The sequence below is a fragment of the Streptomyces sp. NBC_00353 genome (assembly GCF_036108815.1).
Taxonomy (GTDB): domain Bacteria; phylum Actinomycetota; class Actinomycetes; order Streptomycetales; family Streptomycetaceae; genus Streptomyces.
Genome location: NZ_CP107985.1, coordinates 4625595 through 4644572 on the forward strand (window position 1 = coordinate 4625595; position 18978 = coordinate 4644572).

The 18978-nt window shown below is 68.0% G+C and carries 22 protein-coding genes; 4 read left to right on the plus strand and 18 right to left on the minus strand.

What is annotated here, in order from left to right:
• The first annotated feature begins 19 nt into the window (after nucleotides 1-19).
• Both coaA and OHA88_RS20775 read left to right on the plus strand, forming a co-directional pair.
• Nucleotides 20-1015, plus strand: coding sequence for a type I pantothenate kinase (coaA, locus tag OHA88_RS20770; RefSeq protein WP_030914205.1), 996 nt, complete (start codon nucleotides 20-22; stop codon nucleotides 1013-1015).
• Nucleotides 1016-1041: 26 nt separating this feature from the next.
• The gene (locus OHA88_RS20775; protein WP_328626629.1) at nucleotides 1042-2001 is read left to right on the plus strand and encodes a DUF389 domain-containing protein; all 960 of its coding nucleotides are present in this window, start codon (nucleotides 1042-1044) and stop codon (nucleotides 1999-2001) included.
• A gap of 68 nt (nucleotides 2002-2069) precedes the next feature.
• On the opposite strand, the gene glmM is transcribed toward OHA88_RS20775, so the two are convergent.
• The 4 genes from glmM to OHA88_RS20795 form a co-directional block, all read right to left on the minus strand.
• Nucleotides 2070-3431, minus strand: a complete 1362-nt coding sequence (gene glmM, locus OHA88_RS20780; RefSeq protein ID WP_267002981.1) for a phosphoglucosamine mutase — start codon at nucleotides 3429-3431, stop codon at nucleotides 2070-2072.
• Nucleotides 3432-3670: 239 nt separating this feature from the next.
• Nucleotides 3671-4198 (minus strand): 30S ribosomal protein S9, encoded by a 528-nt coding sequence (gene rpsI / locus OHA88_RS20785; RefSeq protein ID WP_030979658.1) that lies wholly within the window; start codon nucleotides 4196-4198, stop codon nucleotides 3671-3673.
• A gap of 45 nt (nucleotides 4199-4243) precedes the next feature.
• A complete protein-coding gene (gene rplM, locus OHA88_RS20790; RefSeq protein WP_030979660.1) occupies nucleotides 4244-4687 on the minus strand; it encodes a 50S ribosomal protein L13 in 444 nt (147 codons plus the stop codon).
• A gap of 227 nt (nucleotides 4688-4914) precedes the next feature.
• Complete coding sequence (locus OHA88_RS20795) at nucleotides 4915-6543, minus strand: ABC-F family ATP-binding cassette domain-containing protein (protein WP_328629747.1); 1629 nt, start codon at nucleotides 6541-6543, stop codon at nucleotides 4915-4917.
• A 58-nt stretch (nucleotides 6544-6601) separates the two neighbouring features.
• Here OHA88_RS20795 and OHA88_RS20800 point away from each other — a divergent pair, with 58 nt between their 5' ends.
• Nucleotides 6602-7456 carry a hypothetical protein gene (locus OHA88_RS20800; RefSeq protein WP_328626630.1) on the plus strand — a complete coding sequence of 285 codons (855 nt, stop codon included), beginning with the start codon at nucleotides 6602-6604 and terminating at the stop codon, nucleotides 7454-7456.
• 18 nt (nucleotides 7457-7474) lie between these two features.
• Nucleotides 7475-9370 carry a hypothetical protein gene (locus OHA88_RS20805; protein ID WP_328626631.1) on the plus strand — a complete coding sequence of 632 codons (1896 nt, stop codon included), beginning with the start codon at nucleotides 7475-7477 and terminating at the stop codon, nucleotides 9368-9370.
• A 12-nt stretch (nucleotides 9371-9382) separates the two neighbouring features.
• Here OHA88_RS20805 and truA read toward each other — a convergent pair whose 3' ends face one another.
• The 14 genes from truA to rpsE all read right to left on the minus strand — a co-directional run bounded on the left by truA (nucleotide 9383) and on the right by rpsE (nucleotide 18950).
• Nucleotides 9383-10237, minus strand: coding sequence for a tRNA pseudouridine(38-40) synthase TruA (truA, locus tag OHA88_RS20810; RefSeq protein WP_328626632.1), 855 nt, complete (start codon nucleotides 10235-10237; stop codon nucleotides 9383-9385).
• 87 nt (nucleotides 10238-10324) lie between these two features.
• Complete coding sequence (gene rplQ / locus OHA88_RS20815) at nucleotides 10325-10828, minus strand: 50S ribosomal protein L17 (RefSeq protein WP_328626633.1); 504 nt, start codon at nucleotides 10826-10828, stop codon at nucleotides 10325-10327.
• Nucleotides 10829-11008: 180 nt separating this feature from the next.
• Nucleotides 11009-12031 carry a DNA-directed RNA polymerase subunit alpha gene (locus OHA88_RS20820; protein WP_030914177.1) on the minus strand — a complete coding sequence of 341 codons (1023 nt, stop codon included), beginning with the start codon at nucleotides 12029-12031 and terminating at the stop codon, nucleotides 11009-11011.
• Nucleotides 12032-12140: 109 nt separating this feature from the next.
• On the minus strand, nucleotides 12141-12767 hold the full coding sequence (rpsD, locus tag OHA88_RS20825) for a 30S ribosomal protein S4 (RefSeq protein WP_267002997.1): 627 nt from the start codon (nucleotides 12765-12767) through the stop codon (nucleotides 12141-12143).
• Between the two features lie 29 nt (nucleotides 12768-12796).
• Nucleotides 12797-13201, minus strand: coding sequence for a 30S ribosomal protein S11 (gene rpsK / locus OHA88_RS20830; RefSeq protein WP_003956432.1), 405 nt, complete (start codon nucleotides 13199-13201; stop codon nucleotides 12797-12799).
• A 105-nt stretch (nucleotides 13202-13306) separates the two neighbouring features.
• Entirely contained in the window at nucleotides 13307-13687 is a 381-nt protein-coding gene (gene rpsM, locus OHA88_RS20835) for a 30S ribosomal protein S13 (protein ID WP_014047799.1), read from the minus strand.
• Nucleotides 13688-13884: 197 nt separating this feature from the next.
• Nucleotides 13885-13998: a 50S ribosomal protein L36 gene (rpmJ, locus tag OHA88_RS20840; protein WP_003956441.1), complete on the minus strand. Its 114-nt coding sequence runs from the start codon at nucleotides 13996-13998 to the stop codon at nucleotides 13885-13887.
• Nucleotides 13999-14058: 60 nt separating this feature from the next.
• A complete protein-coding gene (gene infA, locus OHA88_RS20845) occupies nucleotides 14059-14280 on the minus strand; it encodes a translation initiation factor IF-1 (RefSeq protein WP_003956442.1) in 222 nt (73 codons plus the stop codon).
• Nucleotides 14281-14528: 248 nt separating this feature from the next.
• On the minus strand, nucleotides 14529-15365 hold the full coding sequence (map, locus tag OHA88_RS20850; protein ID WP_326605298.1) for a type I methionyl aminopeptidase: 837 nt from the start codon (nucleotides 15363-15365) through the stop codon (nucleotides 14529-14531).
• 138 nt (nucleotides 15366-15503) lie between these two features.
• Nucleotides 15504-16163 (minus strand): adenylate kinase, encoded by a 660-nt coding sequence (locus OHA88_RS20855; protein ID WP_030977966.1) that lies wholly within the window; start codon nucleotides 16161-16163, stop codon nucleotides 15504-15506.
• Complete coding sequence (secY, locus tag OHA88_RS20860; protein ID WP_030914158.1) at nucleotides 16163-17482, minus strand: preprotein translocase subunit SecY; 1320 nt, start codon at nucleotides 17480-17482, stop codon at nucleotides 16163-16165. Before secY ends, OHA88_RS20855 begins: the two co-directional genes overlap by 1 nt.
• Before the next feature lie 223 nt (nucleotides 17483-17705).
• On the minus strand, nucleotides 17706-18161 hold the full coding sequence (rplO, locus tag OHA88_RS20865; protein ID WP_018550610.1) for a 50S ribosomal protein L15: 456 nt from the start codon (nucleotides 18159-18161) through the stop codon (nucleotides 17706-17708).
• 1 nt (nucleotide 18162) lies between these two features.
• Complete coding sequence (gene rpmD / locus OHA88_RS20870; RefSeq protein ID WP_030914154.1) at nucleotides 18163-18345, minus strand: 50S ribosomal protein L30; 183 nt, start codon at nucleotides 18343-18345, stop codon at nucleotides 18163-18165.
• Nucleotides 18345-18950: a 30S ribosomal protein S5 gene (gene rpsE, locus OHA88_RS20875; protein WP_030977962.1), complete on the minus strand. Its 606-nt coding sequence runs from the start codon at nucleotides 18948-18950 to the stop codon at nucleotides 18345-18347. Before rpsE ends, rpmD begins: the two co-directional genes overlap by 1 nt.
• Nucleotides 18951-18978: the final 28 nt, after the last annotated feature.

Below are 18978 nucleotides of genomic sequence, written 5' to 3' on the forward strand. Positions count from 1 at the left end.
CTCCCGCAACAATGAACTCGTGATCACTTCGCCGCCACGGAGCACCCAGCGACGCGCCGAGCACGCTTCGACGCCGTACGTCGACCTGTCGCGTGCCGAATGGAGTGCCCTGCGCGACAAGACCCCGCTGCCGCTGACCGCCGCCGAGGTCGAGCAGCTGCGCGGGCTCGGGGACGTCATCGACCTCGACGAGGTGCGGGACGTCTACCTGCCGCTCTCCCGGCTCCTGAACCTCTACGTCCAGGCCACCTCCGGCCTGCGCGGCGCCCTCAACACCTTCCTCGGGGACGCGGGCAACGGCCACGGTGCGCAGCGCGGCACTCCTTTCGTCATAGGGGTCGCGGGCAGTGTCGCCGTCGGCAAGTCCACCAGCGCCCGTATCCTCCAGGCGCTGCTGGCCCGCTGGCCCGAGCACCCCCGGGTCGAGCTGGTGACCACGGACGGGTTCCTGCTGCCGATGAAGGAGCTCCAGGCGCGCGGGCTGATGTCGCGCAAGGGGTTCCCGGAGTCGTACGACCGACGCGCCCTGACCCGCTTCGTCGCCGACATCAAGGCCGGCAAGGACGAGGTGACCGCGCCCGTCTACTCGCACCTGATCTACGACATCGTGCCGGGCGAGCGGCTCACCGTACGCCGCCCCGACATCCTGATCGTCGAGGGCCTCAACGTGCTGCAGCCCGCGCTGCCCGGCAAGGACGGCCGCACCAGGGTCGGGCTCGCCGACTACTTCGACTTCAGTGTGTACGTGGACGCGCGGGCCGAGGACATCGAGACCTGGTATCTCAACCGCTTCCGCAAACTGCGCGAGACCGCGTTCCAGAACCCGTTCTCGTACTTCCGTAAGTACACACAGGTCTCCGAGGAGGAGGCCATGGAGTACGCCCGCACGATGTGGCGGACCATCAACAAGCCCAACCTGCTGGAAAATGTGGCCCCCACCCGGGGCCGTGCCACCCTGGTGCTGCGCAAGGGCCCGGATCACAAGGTCCAACGTCTGTCGCTGCGCAAACTCTGAGACTCCGACCTCCCGGGAGTACCCGCGTGCTGCACCTGCGCCTGATCGTCCCCGCCGACCGTACGGACGAGGTGCTGCATCTCGTCGAGCACACTGTCGGCACCACGCATCTGGTGGTGCTGCCCGCGGCCGCCCGTGACCCGGCGGGCGATGTGGTGCTGTGCGACGTGGCGCGCGAGGCGGGCGACGAGCTGATCAACGCCCTGCGCACACTCGGTGTCGACGAGTCCGGCTCGATCACCGTCGAGCACTCGGACCTGACGCTCTCCGCCCTCGCCGACCGGGCCAAGAAGGACGCTCCGGGCGAGGGCGTGGACGCGGTGCTGTGGGAGAAGCTGACGGACGCGACCCAAGAGGAGTCGACGTTCAGCATCACCTATGCGGCATTCCTCTCGGTCGCGACGATGCTCGCCGCCTGCGGTGTGATGCTCGACAACGCGATCCTGATCGTGGGCGCGATGGCGGTGGGCCCTGAGTTCGGGCCGCTGGCCGGTATCTCCACGGCGCTGGTGCAGCGCGCCCCCCGTCTGGCGTGGCGTTCGCTGTGGACGCTGATCGCCGGGTTCGCCGTCGCGATAGTGGTGACGGTCGGGTTCGCCTGGATGATGAACGCCTTCGGGCTGTTCACGGAGGCGATGGTCGAGGCGGCCCGGCCCAACACGGCGTTCATCTGGAAGCCGGACTGGATGTCGTTCGTGGTGGCGTTCCTGGCGGGCATCGCGGGGACACTCTCCCTCACCTCGACGAAGTCCGGGGCGCTGATCGGCGTCGCGATCTCGGTGACGACCGTGCCGGCCGCGGCCAATGCCGCGGTGGCGTTCAGCTACCGGGACTACGGACAGATGTGGGGCTCGGTGGGCCAGCTGATGGCGAACCTCGCCGGGATCGTGCTCGCGGGGACACTGACGCTGCTGCTCCAGAAGGCGCTGTGGGCAGCCCACCGCCGCCGGACCGCCGCCACGGCCTCGGGCGCCGCCCAGGCCTGAGCGAAGCGCCGGAGGGGCCCGATGCATGCATCGGGCCCCTCGGCGCTCGGGAACAGCAGGACGACGCGCTACCCGAGCGCGGACTTCACCACATCGGCCAGCCGCCCGGCCACCGAGCGCGCCTGCTCGATGTCGGCCGCCTCGACCATGACCCGCACCAGCGGCTCGGTGCCCGACTGGCGCAGCAGTACGCGGCCGGTGTCACCCAGCTCGCGCTCCGCCTCGTCGATCGCGGCCGCCAGCTCCGCCGACGTCTCCACCCGGGACTTGTCGACGTCCGGGACGTTGATCAGGATCTGCGGGAGCCGCTGCATGACGCCGGCGAGTTCGGCGAGCGTACGGCCGGTGGCCACGACCCGGGCCGCCAGCAGCAGGCCGGTCAGCGTGCCGTCGCCGGTCGTGGCGTGGTCGAGGACGATGACATGGCCGGACTGCTCGCCGCCCAGCGCGAAGCCCTCGGCCTTCATCGACTCCAGTACGTACCGGTCGCCGACGGCGGTCTGGACGACGTGTATGCCCTCACGCTCCATGGCGATCTTGAAGCCGAGGTTGGACATGACCGTGCCGACCACGGTGTCCTTGCGCAGCTGTCCGGCCTCGCGCATGGCGAGGGCGAGCACGGCCAGGATCTGGTCGCCGTCGACCTCCTCGCCCGAGGCGTCCACGGCGAGGCAGCGGTCGGCGTCGCCGTCGTGCGCGATACCGAAGTCGGCGTGGTGCTCGACGACGGCGGCCTTCAGCAGGTCCAGATGGGTGGAACCGCAGCCGGCGTTGATGTTCAGACCGTCCGGGGCCGCACCGATCGTGATCACCTCGGCGCCGGCCCGTGCGAAGGCCTCGGGCGAGACCCGGGCGGCCGCGCCGTGCGCCTCGTCGAGGACGATCTTCAGCCCGTCGAGCCGGTTCGGCAGGACCGCGACGAGGTGCGCCACATACCGGTCGAAGCCCTCTGCGTACTCCGTGACACGGCCCACACCGGCACCCGTCGGACGCTCCCACGGCGCACCGGTGCGGTGCTGCTCGTACAGCGTCTCGATCCGGTCCTCGAGCTCGTCGGAGAGCTTGTGACCACCACGGGCGATGAACTTGACCCCGTTGTCCGGCATGGCGTTGTGGCTGGCGGAGAGCATCACGCCGAGGTCGGCGCCCAGCGCGCCGGTGAGGTACGCCACCGCGGGGGTGGGCAGCACACCGACGCGCAGGACGTCCACGCCGGCGCTCGCCAGACCGGCCACGACGGCGGCCTCCAGGAACTCTCCGGACGCGCGTGGGTCACGGCCCACCACGGCTGTCGGCCGCCGGCCTCCGTCGAGGGTGCCCGTCTCAGCAAGCACATGCGCCGCAGCCACCGACAGACCGAGCGCGAGCTCGGCCGTCAGATCCGCATTGGCGACACCGCGTACACCGTCCGTGCCGAAGAGTCGTCCCACTGGTGTCCTCCGAAGATGCTCCGAAACCGAACCGCAAAAACAAAACAAGCCATCACAAGTCAAAACGACTGAGGGCAAGACGCAAGGCGAGACGCGTGGCGACGCGAAGAGTGATGCCGACCAGGGCGGGCCTATGAACGTCTCATGCCGTTATACGCCCGAGGGCGCCTATAGACGAACGCCCCGGAGGCACGAGAAGTGCCGCCGGGGCGAACGTGTAAAGCAGCTGAGCAGGCGGATTAGCGCTTGCTGTACTGCGGGGCCTTACGGGCCTTCTTGAGACCGGCCTTCTTGCGCTCGACCGCACGGTCGTCGCGGGAGAGGAAGCCGGCCTTCTTCAGCGGGGCGCGGTTGTTGTCCACGTCCGCCTCGTTCAGCGCACGGGCGACACCGAGGCGCAGGGCACCGGCCTGACCCGAGACGCCGCCACCCGAGATGCGGGCGATGACGTCGTAGCGGTTGTCGAGCTCGAGCACCTTGAAGGGCTCGTTGACTTCCTGCTGGTGCACCTTGTTGGGGAAGTAGTCCTCAAGGGTGCGACCGTTGATCTTCCACTTGCCGGTGCCCGGAACGATCCGGACGCGGGCAATGGCGTTCTTCCGACGGCCAAGGCCGGCGGCGGGCTGCGGGTCGCCGAAGCGGGACGCCAGCGACTCGCTGGTGTACTCGCCCTCGACGGGAACCTCGGACTCGAAGGTGGTCACCTCGGCGAAGACCTCTTCGCCCTCGGTGCCCTCGATGGGGTTCTCAACAGTGGTCTCGGCCACGATTCTCCTCAGATCTTTCTTTATGTCTTTGGGGGGAGGCCGGAACTACTGCGCGACCTGGGTGATCTCGAACGGGACCGGCTGCTGAGCAGCGTGCGGGTGCTGGTCGCCCGCGTAGACCTTGAGCTTCGAGAGCATCTGACGGCCCAGGGTGTTCTTGGGGATCATGCCCTTGATGGCCTTCTCGATGGCCTTCTCCGGGTTCTTGGAGAGCAGCTCGTCGTAGCGCACGGAGCGCAGACCACCCGGGAACCCGGAGTGGCGGTACGCCATCTTCTGGGTCTTCTTGTTGCCGGAGAGGTGAACCTTCTCGGCGTTGATGATGATGACGAAGTCGCCCATGTCCATGTGGGGGGCGTAAATCGCCTTGTGCTTGCCTCGGAGGAGGTTCGCAGCCGTGGTGGCCAGACGACCCAGGACGATGTCCTCGGCGTCGATGATGTGCCACTGGCGAGTGACATCGCCGGGCTTGGGGCTGTACGTACGCACTTCGTAGCCTTCGCTTCTTCAGTGGATGAGGTCCAGACACATGGCACCCCTGAAGCGATCATGCAGCTGGGGCCCACAATGCCGGGAACGCTGTCCGTATGCGAGCCACTGGTAACTGCTCCAGAGAACCTACGTAAGGGCTCTTCGCGTGAGAACGACGAAGCCGATACGTATAACAACCCCCGACAGTACCCGTCCCGCCCGGGACGGGTCAAAACGCGCCGGCCCTACCGCGCCCGCTCCACCCGCCGCTCGTCCCACACCGGCTCCACGGTCTCCCGCACCACCCCGTCCGACCCGAACACCAGATAGCGGTCGAACGACTTCGCGAACCACCGGTCGTGCGTGACGGCCATCACGGTCCCGTCGTACGCCTCGAGACCGTCCTGCAGCGCCTCCGCCGACTCCAGGTCCAGGTTGTCCGTCGGCTCGTCCAGCAGCAGCGCGGTGGTCCCCGCCAGCTCCAGCAGCAGGATCTGGAACCGCGCCTGCTGCCCGCCGGACAGCTTCTCGAAGGGCTGGTCCCCCTGCCGCTCCAGCTCGTACCGGCGCAGTACCGACATGGCCCCGCCCCGGTCCTTCGCGTGCTCGGTCCACAGGATCTCGACGAGCGTGTGCCCCATCAGCTCCGGATGGGCGTGCGTCTGCGCGAAGTGCCCGGGCGCGACCCGCGCGCCGAGTTTCCACTCGCCCGTGTGCGCCACCGGCTCCCCAGCCAGCAGCCGCAGGAAGTGTGACTTGCCCGACCCGTTCGAGCCGAGGACGGCGACCCGTTCCCCATAGAAGATCTCCAGGTCGAACGGTTTCATCAGCCCGGTCAGTTCGAGCCCCTTGCAGGTCACGGCGCGCACACCGGTCCGGCCGCCGCGCAGCCGCATCTTGATGTCCTGCTCGCGCGGCGGCTCCGGCGGCGGCCCCGCGTCCTCGAACTTCTTGAAGCGGGTCTGCATGGCCCGGTAGCGCGACGCCATGTCGGGGCTGATCGCCGCCTGCTGCCGCAGCCGGTGGACCAGCGCCTTCAGCCGGGCGTGCTCCTCCTCCCAGCGCCGCAGCAGCTCCTCGAACCGCGCGAACCGGTCCTTGCGGGCCTGGTGGTACGTGTCGAAGCCGGCGCCGTGCACCCACACATCGCTGCCCGCCGGGCTGGGCTCCACGCTGACGATCTTCTCGGCGGCCCGGGACAGCAGCTCCCGGTCGTGGGAGACGAAGAGGACCGTCTTCCGCGTCTCCTTGAGCTTCGACTCCAGCCACCGCTTGCCGGGGACGTCGAGATAGTTGTCCGGCTCGTCGAGCAGCAGCACCTCGTCCGGACCGCGCAGCAGCGCCTCCAGCACGAGCCGCTTCTGCTCACCCCCGCTGAGCGTCCGCACCTCACGCCACTGCGCCTTCTCGTACGGAACACCGAGCGCGGCCATGGTGCACATGTCCCAGACGGTCTCGGCCTCGTATCCGCGGGCCTCCGCCCAGTCGCTGAGGGCCTGCGCGTACTTCATCTGCGCGGCCTCGTCGTCGACGGTGAGGATCAGCTCCTCGGCCCTGTCGACCGCCTGCGCGGCCTCCCGGATGCGCGGCTGGGCGACGGAGACGAGCAGGTCCCTGACCGTACGGTCGTCCCGGACCGAGCCCACGAACTGCGGCATCACCCCGAGCCCGCCGCTCACCGACACGGTGCCGCCGTGCGGCTGGAGCTCCCCGGACAGGAGTCGCAGCAGCGTCGTCTTTCCGGCGCCGTTCGCCCCGACGAGGGCCACGACGGCCCCGTCCGCGACCCGGAACGAAGCATCGCCGAGCAGCACCCGCCCGTCCGGTAGGTAGTACTCCAGATGACCCGCTTCAAGATGTCCCATGCACAGCATTGTCACGGCCCGCGAAGCCCTGGCCCAACCGGTTTACGTTCCGTCTAGGATTCGCGGCATGAGCTTTGGGCAAGGGGGGCCCTCCTGGGGGCCCGGGGGCAATCAGACTCCGGACTGGGCGGCGCTGGCCGAGGCATCCGCCGCGCGGAGCCGTCGTAAGAAGTGGCTGCTGATCGGCGGCGGCGCGCTCGCCACCGCCGCGGTCGCGGCCATCGTCGCCACGGCCGTCATCTCGACCAACAACAACGGCGGCTCCACCGGCTCGGACACGAACCCGAGCCAACTGCCGGGACCCGCCGATCTGCCGACCGACTCGGCCGAGCCCGAGCCGTCCTTCTCCACGGTGGCGCCCCCGCCCCCGCCGGACCCGAAGGACTACGTCTCCGACGTGAAGAAGGACAAGGCGCCGCTCACCATCGACTCCTTCTACCCGGGCAAGAAGCTGACGATGGGCGACCGCGGGTACACCAAGGGCGCCACGCACCGCACCACGAACTGCGCGGCGACCACGCAGGGCGCACTCGGCTCGATCCTCATGAACAACGGTTGCGACCAGGTCATCCGCGCCACGTACAGCAGGGCGGGGGTCGCCGTGACCGTCGGTGTCGCGGTCTTCGAGACGGAGGCGCAGGCGAAGAAGTCGGCGCAGCAGGCGTCAGGCGGCCTGGCGTCGCTGAGCGGTGCGGGCGTACCGACGTTCTGCCGCGGTGGTTCGATCTGCCGTCGCACCACCAACTGGTACGGCCGCTACGCCTACTTCACCATCGGCGGCTTCACGAACGGCAAGAACGTCACCAAGGCCGACAAGAACGTCTTCACCGTCGGCGACGACCTGCGGAACTTCACGTTCCGGCAGATACGCCACCGCGGCGAGGTCCAGGCCTCCGCCGCGGCCACCGCATCTGCCGGCTGATCCGGTCCCGAAGACGTCGTGCGCCTTCCCTTCCTGCTCACGCTCCCCCGGGTACTGCGCCACAGCGCCACGATCGGCGCAGACCTGCCGCCGGACGAGGCCGTGGTCGTCGACCCGGCGGACGCGCCGCTGCGTGCAGCACTGACGGCGGCCGCCGCAGGCGACCACGGCCCCGCCCGTGACCTCCTCGCCGCGACCCGCGCGCACGCCCAGTGGGAGCTGAGGGACGGGTACGTCACGCGTCTCGCCGAGGCCGCGCTGCACAACCCCGGCTGGCTGGACGCGTGGCTGGACGGGGCGCCCGAGGATCCGGACGCGGCCCTGGTCAAGGCCGAGCTCCGTATCGGCCAGGCCTGGGAGATACGTACGGCGGCCCGCGCCCGGCATGTCTCGCGCGACCAGTTCCAGGCCTTCTTCGCGCTCCTGGAGGACGCGGCCCCGGTGATCGGCGCGGCGGCCGAGCTCAACCCCGCCGACCCGGTCCCCTGGCGCATCGCCCTCACCCACGCACTCGGCAGCCAGGCCCCGCGTGCCGTCTTCGACGACTACTGGGCCGAGGCGACCGCCCGCGATCCGCACCACTACGGCTGCCACACCGCGGCCCTGCAGTACCTGTGCGCGAAGTGGCACGGCTCGCACGAGGAGATGTTCGCCTTCGCCGAGAGCGCGGCCGACACGGCCCCGCCCGGCTCGAAGCTGCACGCACTGCCCCTGTCGGCGGCGCTGGAGTACGAGGTCCTCACCACCGGCCCGACGACCGCCCCCGCCGGCCCCGACCCGTTCGCGCCCCGCGTGGCGGCCGCCGTCACCCGCGCTCTGGCCCTCTCCGCCGAATACGCCCCGGGCAGCCGCGAGGCCGCCGGCTTCCGCAACCAGCTGGCCCTGATGCTGCTGCGCCAGGACCGCTGGCACGACGCCCTGGACACGTTCCGCACCATCGGTACCGCCGCCACCAAATACCCCTGGGCGTACTTCGGCGACGACCCGCGCCAGGAGTTCCTCGAGACCCGCTCGGGCGTCCGTATCCATGTGGCGACCAGGACCCCGTTCTTCGCCCGTCCCTCGCACCCACACTCCGTACCGGCCACCGGCTGGACGGCGGACGCCCCGTGCGCGCTCGCGATAGCGGCCGCCCGCCCGGAGGACGTGGCACAGGCCGCGCTGATGTGCGGCATCTCCCTGCGTACGGCCCCGGCATCGGCGACGCACACGTACATCGAGGCCGTCCCCGACCTCAAGCCGGCCAAACGCTCGGTCCTGTCCACGGAGGACCGGCTGACCACGGCGGCCGACAACTTCACCACCGGTGAGAAGTGGCCGACGCTGGTCCTGCGCCGCACCCCCGAACGCTGCGGCTTCACCGTGTTCCACAAGGGCAGACCGCTGGCAGCTCACGAGTGGAACACGACGTCCCCGGCTCCGGACCGCACCACGGTCACCGCCACGGCCGCCACCCTGTCCCGGCTCTTCGCCGTCGCGGACCCGCGCCCCCTGACCCACATCCTCCGCTCCACCGGCAACCCGACCCGGCACCAGTCCGACCTGCTGGCCGCCCTCGCCCTGCCACCGCTCCCCGCGGACTTCGGCACCCGCCCGGAGATCCTGGACACCCTCCCCGGCGCCCGGGTCCTCACCCGCCGCGGGCTGCTCGCCGGGATGCGCGACACGATGGCGACGGAGGACGGCAGCCACCCGCCGGCTCCCGGCACCTACGAACCCCGCCCGGCCCGCTGGTGGCTGCTGCGCGTCCTGGGCCTGCTGCTGTTCACGGCGGCCGCGGCCTACGCCTGGTGGACCCCGGACATCGGCCCGGTCCGGTCGACGCTGTCGACGCTCACCACACTGTTCCTGGCGGGACAGTTGACGGGGGCGTGGCGCCGACGGCGGGCACACAAGGGGAAGATGTCCCGCTGAGCCCGGTCCGCCTCAGCAGCACCCGCGTCCCGGCAGCGACCGCACATTGCGCGCCTCCTTGTTGCGCGCGGCAAGCAACTCATCGGCCGGGTAGGCGACTTCCTCCAGGGTCAGCCCGTGCGGCCGCACCACATGCACTCCCGGATCCCGCACCCCGGCAGCCAGCACCTGGGCGGGCCACGGGTCGGGCCGACGCCCGTCACCCACGAACAGCATCGCCCCCACGAGCGCACGCACCATGTTGTGGCAGAAGGCATCGGCCTGCACGGTCCCGGTGACGACCCCGGACTCCGCGTCCCGTACCCAACTCAGCTTCTGCAGCGTACGGATGGTCGTCGCACCCTCGCGCTTCTTGCAGTACGCGGCGAAGTCGTGCTCCCCGAGCATCCGGGCCGACGCCGCATTCATCGCGTCCACATCCAACGGCCGGTCGTGCCAGAGCACATGACCACGCGTCAGCGGATCGGCCCCACCGGGCCGGTCGGAGATCCGGTACGCGTAGCGCCGCCACAACGCGGAGAAGCGCGCGTTGAACCCCACCGGGGCCTCGGCCACCCGCCAGATCCGTACGTCGGGTGCCATCCGCCCGGCCATCCGCCGCAGGAGCAGCTCGCCGTGCTCGGCCCACACCTCGGCCGGCAGATCGACATGCGCGACCTGGCCCCGGGCGTGCACCCCGGCGTCGGTGCGCCCGGCGACCGTCAGGTCGTACGTCCGCGACGACCTCGTCACGGTCCGCAGTGCGTCCTCGATCTCCCCCTGCACCGTGCGCCGGGCGGTCTGCTTCGCCCAGCCGGAAAAATCCTTGCCGTCGTACGCAAGGTCCAGCCGCACCCGCACGAACCCCGGCTCTACTTCGTCACTCACCCAACGATCCTCTCAAGCCTGAACATACGGAACGAGCCCGCACCGCCCCGAAGGGTGGTGCGGGCCCGTCCAGTGGTCTCAGAACGCTCAGGCGTCCTTGGACTCCTCCGCCGGAGCGGCGTCCTCGACGACCTCGGCGGACTCGGCCGGGGCCTCGTCCTTCTTGAGGGAGTCTTCCTTGACCGCACGCTTCGTCGCGGCCTCGGCCTCACCGGTGGCCTGCTGCGCCACGGTCAGCGCCTCGACCAGCTCGATGACGGCCATCGGGGCGTTGTCGCCACGACGGTTGCCGATCTTGGTGATGCGCGTGTAACCACCGGGGCGGTTCTCGTAGCGCGGGGCGATCTCGGTGAAGAGCGTGTGCACGATGCCCTTGTCCGTGATCGTCTGCAGAACCAGGCGACGGTTGTGGATGTCGCCCTTCTTCGCCTTGGTGATCAGACGCTCGGCGACCGGACGCAGGCGGCGGGCCTTGGCCTCGGTCGTCGTGATGCGGCCGTGCTCGAACAGCGACTTCGCGAGGTTCGCGAGAAGCAGACGCTCGTGCGCGGCGCTGCCGCCCAGACGGGCACCCTTTGCGGGACGCGGCATGGTGTTTCTCCTTGTGTGCTGCACCGGCCGTATCAGGTACCGGTGTCAGTTCCCGTGAAGCGGCCGCCTCACGGAAGATCATGGGCCGTCGGGGCTCATCGAGCCCGTCCGGCGATTGAGGCCGAAGCCTCACCCCGGTCCGGGGCGCCCGGAAATCCGGGCGCCCCGGCCGGAGGCGTACTAGTACTGCTCGGTCTCGACGAAGCCCGCGTCCGCGTCGTCGTCGGCGCCGAAGGCGTCGGCAGCGGCGGTCGGGTCGAATCCGGGCGGGCTGTCCTTGAGCGCCAGGCCCATACCGGCCAGCTTCGCCTTGACCTCGTCGATCGACTTCGCACCGAAGTTGCGGATGTCGAGCAGGTCGGCCTCGGAACGAGCGACGAGCTCACCCACGGAGTGGATGCCCTCACGCTTGAGGCAGTTGTACGAACGGACCGTGAGCTCGAGCTCCTCGATCGGCAGCGCCAGATCGGCGGCGAGCGCGGCGTCCGTCGGGGACGGGCCCATGTCGATGCCCTCGGCATCGATGTTGAGCTCGCGCGCCAGACCGAACAGCTCGACCAGGGTCTTACCGGCCGACGCCATGGCGTCACGGGGACGCATGGCCTGCTTGGTCTCGACGTCGACGATCAGCTTGTCGAAGTCGGTGCGCTGCTCGACACGGGTCGCCTCGACCTTGTACGTGACCTTGAGCACCGGCGAGTAGATGGAGTCGACCGGGATACGGCCGATCTCCTGGCCCGCCTGCTTGTTCTGGACGGCGGAGACGTAGCCGCGACCGCGCTCGACGGTCAGCTCCATCTCCAGCTTGCCCTTGCTGTTCAGCGTGGCCAGGACCAGGTCCGGGTTGTGGACCTCGACACCGGCCGGCGGGGCGATGTCAGCAGCCGTGACCAGGCCGGGACCCTGCTTGCGCAGGTACATCACGACCGGCTCGTCGTGCTCCGAGGAGACGACCAGCTGCTTGATGTTGAGGATGAGGTCGGTGACGTCCTCCTTGACGCCCGGCACGGTGGTGAACTCGTGCAGGACACCGTCGATCCGGATGCTGGTGACAGCAGCGCCGGGGATCGAGGAGAGGAGCGTACGGCGGAGAGAGTTACCGAGGGTGTAGCCGAAGCCCGGCTCCAGCGGCTCGATCACGAACCGGGAGCGGAACTCGTCAACGACCTCTTCGGTCAGCGAGGGACGCTGAGCGATAAGCATGCTTCGATCCTTCAGTCGTGGGCGCCCACTATTTGACGCCCCCAGATACTGACAAGGGTACGGGCGGCACGACCCGAAAGAGCCGTACCGCCCGGACCCACGAGCTCTCCTACTTGGAGTAGAGCTCGACGATCAGCTGCTCCTGCACCTGGGTGTCGATCACCTGGCGCTCGGGCAGGGAGTGCACGAGGATCCGCATCGTCGACGGCACGGCTTCGAGCCATGCCGGAACGGTGCGCTCGCCGGCCTCGGCCTGGGCCACCTGGAAGGGGGTCAGGGCCTTGGACTTCTGGCGAACCTCGATGACGTCGTTCGCGGCGACGCGGGCCGACGGAATGTCGGTCTTCGTGCCGTTCACGGTGATGTGTCCGTGACGCACCAGCTGACGGGCGTGGTCGCGGGACTTGGCGAAGCCGGCCCGGTAGACCACGTTGTCGAGGCGGGTCTCAAGGATGCGCAGAAGGTTCTCACCGGTCTTGCCGGACTTCTTGTTCGCTTCCTTGTAGTAGTTCACGAACTGCTTTTCAAGGACACCGTAGATCCGCGAGCACTTCTGCTTCTCACGAAGCTGAAGAAGGTACTCGCTGTCCTTGGTGCGCCCGCGTCCGTGCTCACCCGGGGGGTAAGGACGGATCTCGATCGGGCACTTCGCGCTCTCGCACTTGCTGCCCTTAAGGAACAGCTTCTGCTTCTCCCGACGGCAACGCTTGCAGTCGGCCCCGGTGTATCGCGCCATTTTCCAGTTGTCTCCGTTGCTTCAGTGCGTCAGACGCGACGGCGCTTGGGCGGCCGGCATCCGTTGTGCGGAGTGGGGGTGACGTCCTGGATCGAACCGACCTCGAGGCCCGTGGCCTGGAGGGAGCGGATCGCGGTCTCGCGGCCGGAGCCCGGACCCTTGACGAAAACGTCAACCTTGCGCATGCCGTGCTCCTGCGCGCGGCGGGCGGCCGACTCGGCGGCCATCTGCGCGGCGAAGGGGGTGGACTTGCGCGAGCCCTTGAAGCCGACGTGGCCGGCGGAGGCCCAGGAGATCACGTTGCCCGAGGGGTCCGTGATCGAGACGATGGTGTTGTTGAACGTGCTCTTGATGTGCGCGTGGCCGTGAGCGACGTTCTTCTTTTCCTTGCGACGCACCTTCTTGGCTGCGCCCTGACGACCCTTGGGGGGCATGTCTTGACTCCAGATGGAGAGGGGAGGTGATCGGTCCTACAGCGAAGACCGCTGGATGCTGCGACGATCCGGGGATCCGAACTGCCGCAGTACGTCCGCTGAGGACTACTTCTTGCCCGGCTTCTTCTTACCGGCGATCGCGCGACGCGGGCCCTTGCGGGTACGGGCGTTCGTGCTGGTGCGCTGGCCGTGGACCGGCAGACCACGACGGTGGCGGATGCCCTGGTAGCAGCCGATCTCGATCTTGCGGCGGATGTCGCCCTGGATCTCGCGGCGAAGGTCACCCTCGGTGCGGAGGTTGGCGTCCACGTACTCGCGGATCTTGACCAGGTCCTCTTCGGCCAGGTCACGAACGCGGGTGTTCGGGTTCACACCCGTGGTGGCAAGGATCTCCTTGGACCGGGTGCGCCCGATACCGAAGACGTAGGTGAGGGCGACCTCCACGCGCTTTTCGCGCGGGATGTCAACACCTGAAACGCGTGCCATTCAATGGCTCCAGTTGTTATTTCGGGGGTCTTCCGCAGTGCCACTCCCGGCCGCCGACCGCTCCGAGGAAGGAGAGGTGGTACGTCCGGGTCCCCGGCCCCCGCCGGAGGTGTCGTCAGCCGTGGCTTGGACGGGCTCTGCGTATGTACGTATTACGTGCGTCGCGCGAAGTGCTGCGAGATGCAGGGGGTCGTGCGTCAGCCCTGGCGCTGCTTGTGGCGCAGGTTGTCGCAGATGACCATGACCCGACCGTGACGGCGGATCACCTTGCACTTGTCGCAGATCTTCTTGACGCTCGGCTTGACCTTCATGGGATGTCAGGTTCTCCGGGTCAGTGCCACCACTCTGCCGAAGCAGGGTGTGGGCAAGATCTACTTGTATCGGTAGACGATCCGGCCACGCGTCAGGTCGTACGGAGAGAGCTCCACCACGACCCGGTCGTCCGGGAGGATTCGGATGTAGTGCATCCGCATCTTGCCGGAGATGTGCGCGAGGACCTTGTGACCGTTCTGGAGTTCCACCTTGAACATGGCGTTCGGGAGGGACTCGATCACGGTGCCCTCAATTTCGATGGCACCTTGCTTCTTGGCCACGCTTCGCCTTTCGAATCGGCTACCTTGATCGACCCTCTGCCCCGTATGTGGACACACGGATGCACGAGAGCCGACGAGTCAGTCTACGTCAGCGGACCCCAAAAGACGAATCCGTCAAGTTTGCCCACCAGAGTAGATCCTTAGACCTGCCCGGGCGCGCGTTCTCGGCCCGGCGGGTCCGGGGCCGCCTCGATGCCGACCCACAAGCTTCGGCCCGCTGCGCCGGACTCCGTCCGTCGGGTCGGCGATCAGCCCAGCGGGTCCGGGGCCGCCTCGACGCCGTACTGCGCGAGCTTCGCGCGGCCGCAGTCGGGGGCCGTCAGGACCAGGGGGCCCTGCTCGGTGAGGGCGATCGAGTGCTCCCAGTGGGAGGACCAGGTGCCGTCCGTCGTGATGACCGTCCAGTCGTCCTGGAGAACCTCGGTCTGCGCCGTACCGAGCGAGACCATCGGCTCGATCGCCAGGCAGACGCCGGGTACGAGCTTGATGCCCTTGCCGCGCTTGCGCGCGACATAGTTCAGCAGGTGCGGGTCCATGTGCATCTCGGTGCCGATGCCGTGGCCGCCGTAGTCCTCGATGATCCCGTACTTACCGGTGGCGGGGCGGGGCTGGCGGCGGATGTAGGACTCGATCGCCTTCGAGATGTCGACGAGGCGGTTGTTCACCTTCATCGCGGCGATCCCGGCCCACATGGACTCCTCGGTCACCCGGGACAGCTCGATGAGCTCCGGAGCGTGACCGGTGCCGACGAACGCGGTGTACGCGGCGTCGCCGTGCCAGCCGTCGACGATCGCGCCGGCGTCGATGGAGATGATGTCGCCGTCCTTGAGGACGGTCTTGTCGTCCGGGATGCCATGGACGACGACCTCGTTGACCGAGGTGCAGATGGTCGCGGGGAACCCGCCGTACCCGAGGAAGTTCGACTTCGCACCGTGGTCGGCGATCACCTTGCGCGCGACCTGGTCCAGGTCCTGGGTGGTGGCACCGGGCACCGCCGCTTCCCGCGTGGCCGCGTGAATGGCAGCGACCACCAGCCCTGCCTCACGCATCTTCGCGATCTGCTCGGGGGTCTTGATCTGCACCATTACGCGGCGCCTCTCTGCATCGGACGGGTATCGAAGGGTGACGGGTGCTGCGGCGTACTCCACGATACGGCGCAAACAGAGCCGGCCGCGGCGCCCAAGGACGCCGCGGCCGGCCGTACAGCTACTACGGGTGTTTCCTCAGTCCTCGCCGGACTTCTTGAGGGCCTCCATCGCCCGCTCGGTCACGTCCGTGACCTTGCCGAGCGCGGAGATCGTGACCACCAGGCCCTGGGACCGGTAGTAATCGATGATCGGCTCGGTCTGCGTGTGGTAGACCTCGAGCCGGGTCCGGACCGTGTCCTCCGTGTCGTCGTCACGCTGATACAGCTCGCCGCCGCAGATGTCGCAGACACCCTCGGTCTTCGGCTGGTTGTACGTGACGTGGAAGACGTGCGAACCGTCGTTCCGGCAGATGCGGCGGCCGGCGATGCGCTTGACCACCTCGTCCTCGGGGACCTCCAGGTCCAGGACCGCGTCCAGCTTGGCGCCCTCGTCCTTGAGCATCGCGTCAAGGGCCTCGGCCTGTCCCACGTTGCGGGGGAAGCCGTCGAGCAGGAAACCGTTCGCGGCGTCCGGCTGGGCCATGCGGTCCTTGGCCATCCCGATGGTGACCTCGTCCGGCACCAGCTGGCCTGCGTCCATGTAGGCGCGGGCCTGCTTGCCAAGGTCAGTGCCCTGGCTGATGTTGGCGCGGAAGAGGTCGCCCGTGGAGATCTGCGGAATCGACAGGTTCTTGGCAAGGTACGCAGCCTGCGTTCCCTTGCCGGCACCGGGCGGCCCGACGAGGACGATTCGCATCAGCGGAGGAACCCTTCGTAATTGCGCTGCTGGAGCTGACTCTCAATCTGCTTCACGGTCTCCAGACCCACACCCACGATGATGAGGATGCTCGTCCCGCCGAACGGGAAGTTCTGGTTAGCGCCACCGAAGCCTGCCAACGCCATCGTCGGCACCAGAGCGATCAGACCCAGGTACAGCGAGCCCGGCCAAGTAATCCTGTTGAGCACGTAGCTCAGGTACTCGGCAGTAGGTCGACCAGCCCGGATACCCGGGATGAAGCCACCATACTTCTTCATGTTGTCGGCGACTTCCTCGGGGTTGAACGAAATCGCCACATAGAAGAAGGCGAAGAAGACGATCAACAGGAAGTACGCCGTGATGTAGTACGGGTGGTCGCCCTTGACGAAGTGGTCCTTGATCCATGTGGCCCAGCCCGCCGTGGAGTTGGAGAACTGGACGATCAGGGCCGGGATGTAGAGCAGCGAAGAAGCGAAGATGACGGGAATCACACCCGCCTGATTCACCTTCAGCGGGATGTACGTGGAGGTACCCCCGTAGGACCTGCGGCCGATCATGCGCTTCGCGTACTGCACCGGAATCCGACGCTGGGCCTGCTCGACGAAGACCACGAGGGCCACCATCACGAAGCCGACCAGGATGACGGTGCCGAACTCGATCCAGCCGTCGGCCAGCTTGCCGCTCTGCTTGATGGCCCACAGGGCGCCGGGGAAGCTGGCGGCGATCGAGATGAACATCAGGATCGACATGCCGTTGCCGATGCCGCGGTCGGTGATGAGCTCACCGAGCCACATGACGGCGGCGGTACCCGCGGTCATCGTGACCACCATGACGATGGTCGTGAAGATGGAGTGGTTCGGAACGATCTGGTCGGCGACCGGGCAGCCGCTGAACAGTGCACCGCTGGTGGCGGTGGCCACCAGGCCGGTGCCCTGGAGGATGGCGAGCGCGACGGTCAGATAACGCGTGTACTGCGTGATCTTGGCCTGGCCGGACTGCCCCTCCTTCTTGAGCGCCTCGAGTCGGGGAATAACCACGGTCAGCAGCTGAAGAATGATGCTGGCCGTGATGTACGGCATGATGCCGAGCGCGAAGATCGTGATCTGCAGCAGTGCACCACCGCTGAACATGTTCACCAGGCCGAAGAGGCTGTTGTTGCCCTTGCTTGCCTGGTCAACACAGGTCTGGACGTTCTCGTAGCTCACTCCCGGTACCGGGATGTGTGCCCCGAGCCGGTAGAGCACGATGATGCCGAGCGTGAAGAGCAGCTTCTTGCGCAGGTCGGGCGTCTTGAACGCCCGGGCGAACGCGGTGAGCACGGTGCCTCCTGCGACCCCCGCGCAGAGCGAGAGGTGACGGTCTTGAGGATCGACGAATACGTAACAGTCAAAGATTCCTGGGCGTGGGCCCAGGGGTTACCACAGCAACAGTGCTGGCCACCTTACCGGCGACCATGCCCCCCTAGGAACGACCAACCGGGGATGCCCCAAATAAGAGGCATCCCCGGTCGGATGTTCAGGCCATCGAGTTGTCCGAGTTGTCTCAGACGAGCTCAGTGACGGTGCCGCCGGCGGCGGCAATCTTCTCCTTGGCGGAGCCGGAGACGGCGTCAACCGAAACCTGCAGCGCCACGGAGATCTCGCCCTGTCCGAGGACCTTGACGAGGTGGTTGTTGCGCACCGCACCCTTGGCGACCAGGTCGGCCACGGTGACCTCTCCACCCTCGGGGTAGAGCGTCGCGAGCTTGTCCAGGTTCACGACCTGGTACTCGGTGCGGAACGGGTTCTTGAAGCCCTTGAGCTTCGGGAGACGCATGTGGAGGGGCATCTGGCCACCCTCGAAGCGCTCCGGAACCTGGTAGCGGGCCTTCGTGCCCTTGGTACCACGACCAGCGGTCTTACCCTTGGACGCCTCACCACGACCCACACGGGTCTTGGCGGTCTTGGCGCCCGGGGCAGGCCGGAGGTCGTGAGCCTTCAGCGGCTTGTTCTCCGCCATGTCAGTCGACCTCCTCAACCGTCACGAGGTGGCGGACGGTGTGAGCCATGCCGCGGAACTCGGGACGGTCCTCCTTGACAACCACGTCGTTCAGGCGCTTGAGCCCGAGCGAACGAAGGGTGTCGCGGTGGTTCTGCTTGCTGCCGATGTACGACTTCGTCTGCGTGATCTTGAGGCGAGCCATTACGCACCCGCTCCCGCACGTGCACGAAGCAGAGCCGCGGGGGCGACGTCCTCGAGGGGCAGACCACGGCGAGCCGCGATCTCCTCGGGACGCTGCAGGCCCTTGAGGGCCGCCACGGTCGCGTGCACGATGTTGATCGCGTTGGACGAGCCAAGCGACTTCGACAGGATGTCGTGAACGCCGGCGCACTCCAGAACGGCGCGCACCGGGCCACCGGCGATAACACCGGTACCGGGGGAAGCCGGCTTCAGCAGCACGACACCCGCGGCCCGCTCACCCGTGATCGGGTGAGGGATGGTGCCCTGGATACGCGGAACCTTGAAGAAGTTCTTCTTGGCTTCTTCCACGCCCTTGGCAATGGCCGCGGGAACTTCCTTGGCCTTGCCGTAACCGACACCGACGGTGCCGTCACCATCGCCCACCACGACCAGCGCGGTGAAGCTGAAGCGACGACCACCCTTCACAACCTTGGCGACGCGGTTGATCGCGACAACGCGCTCAACGTACGCGGTCTTCTCGGCGGCAGCTGCGCCGCCGTCACGGCCCTTCCGGTCCCGCCGCTCGCCGCCACCGGCACCGCTTCCGCGGCGCTGGGGTCCAGCCATTGGATTTACCTCTCTCTGTTACGTCCGC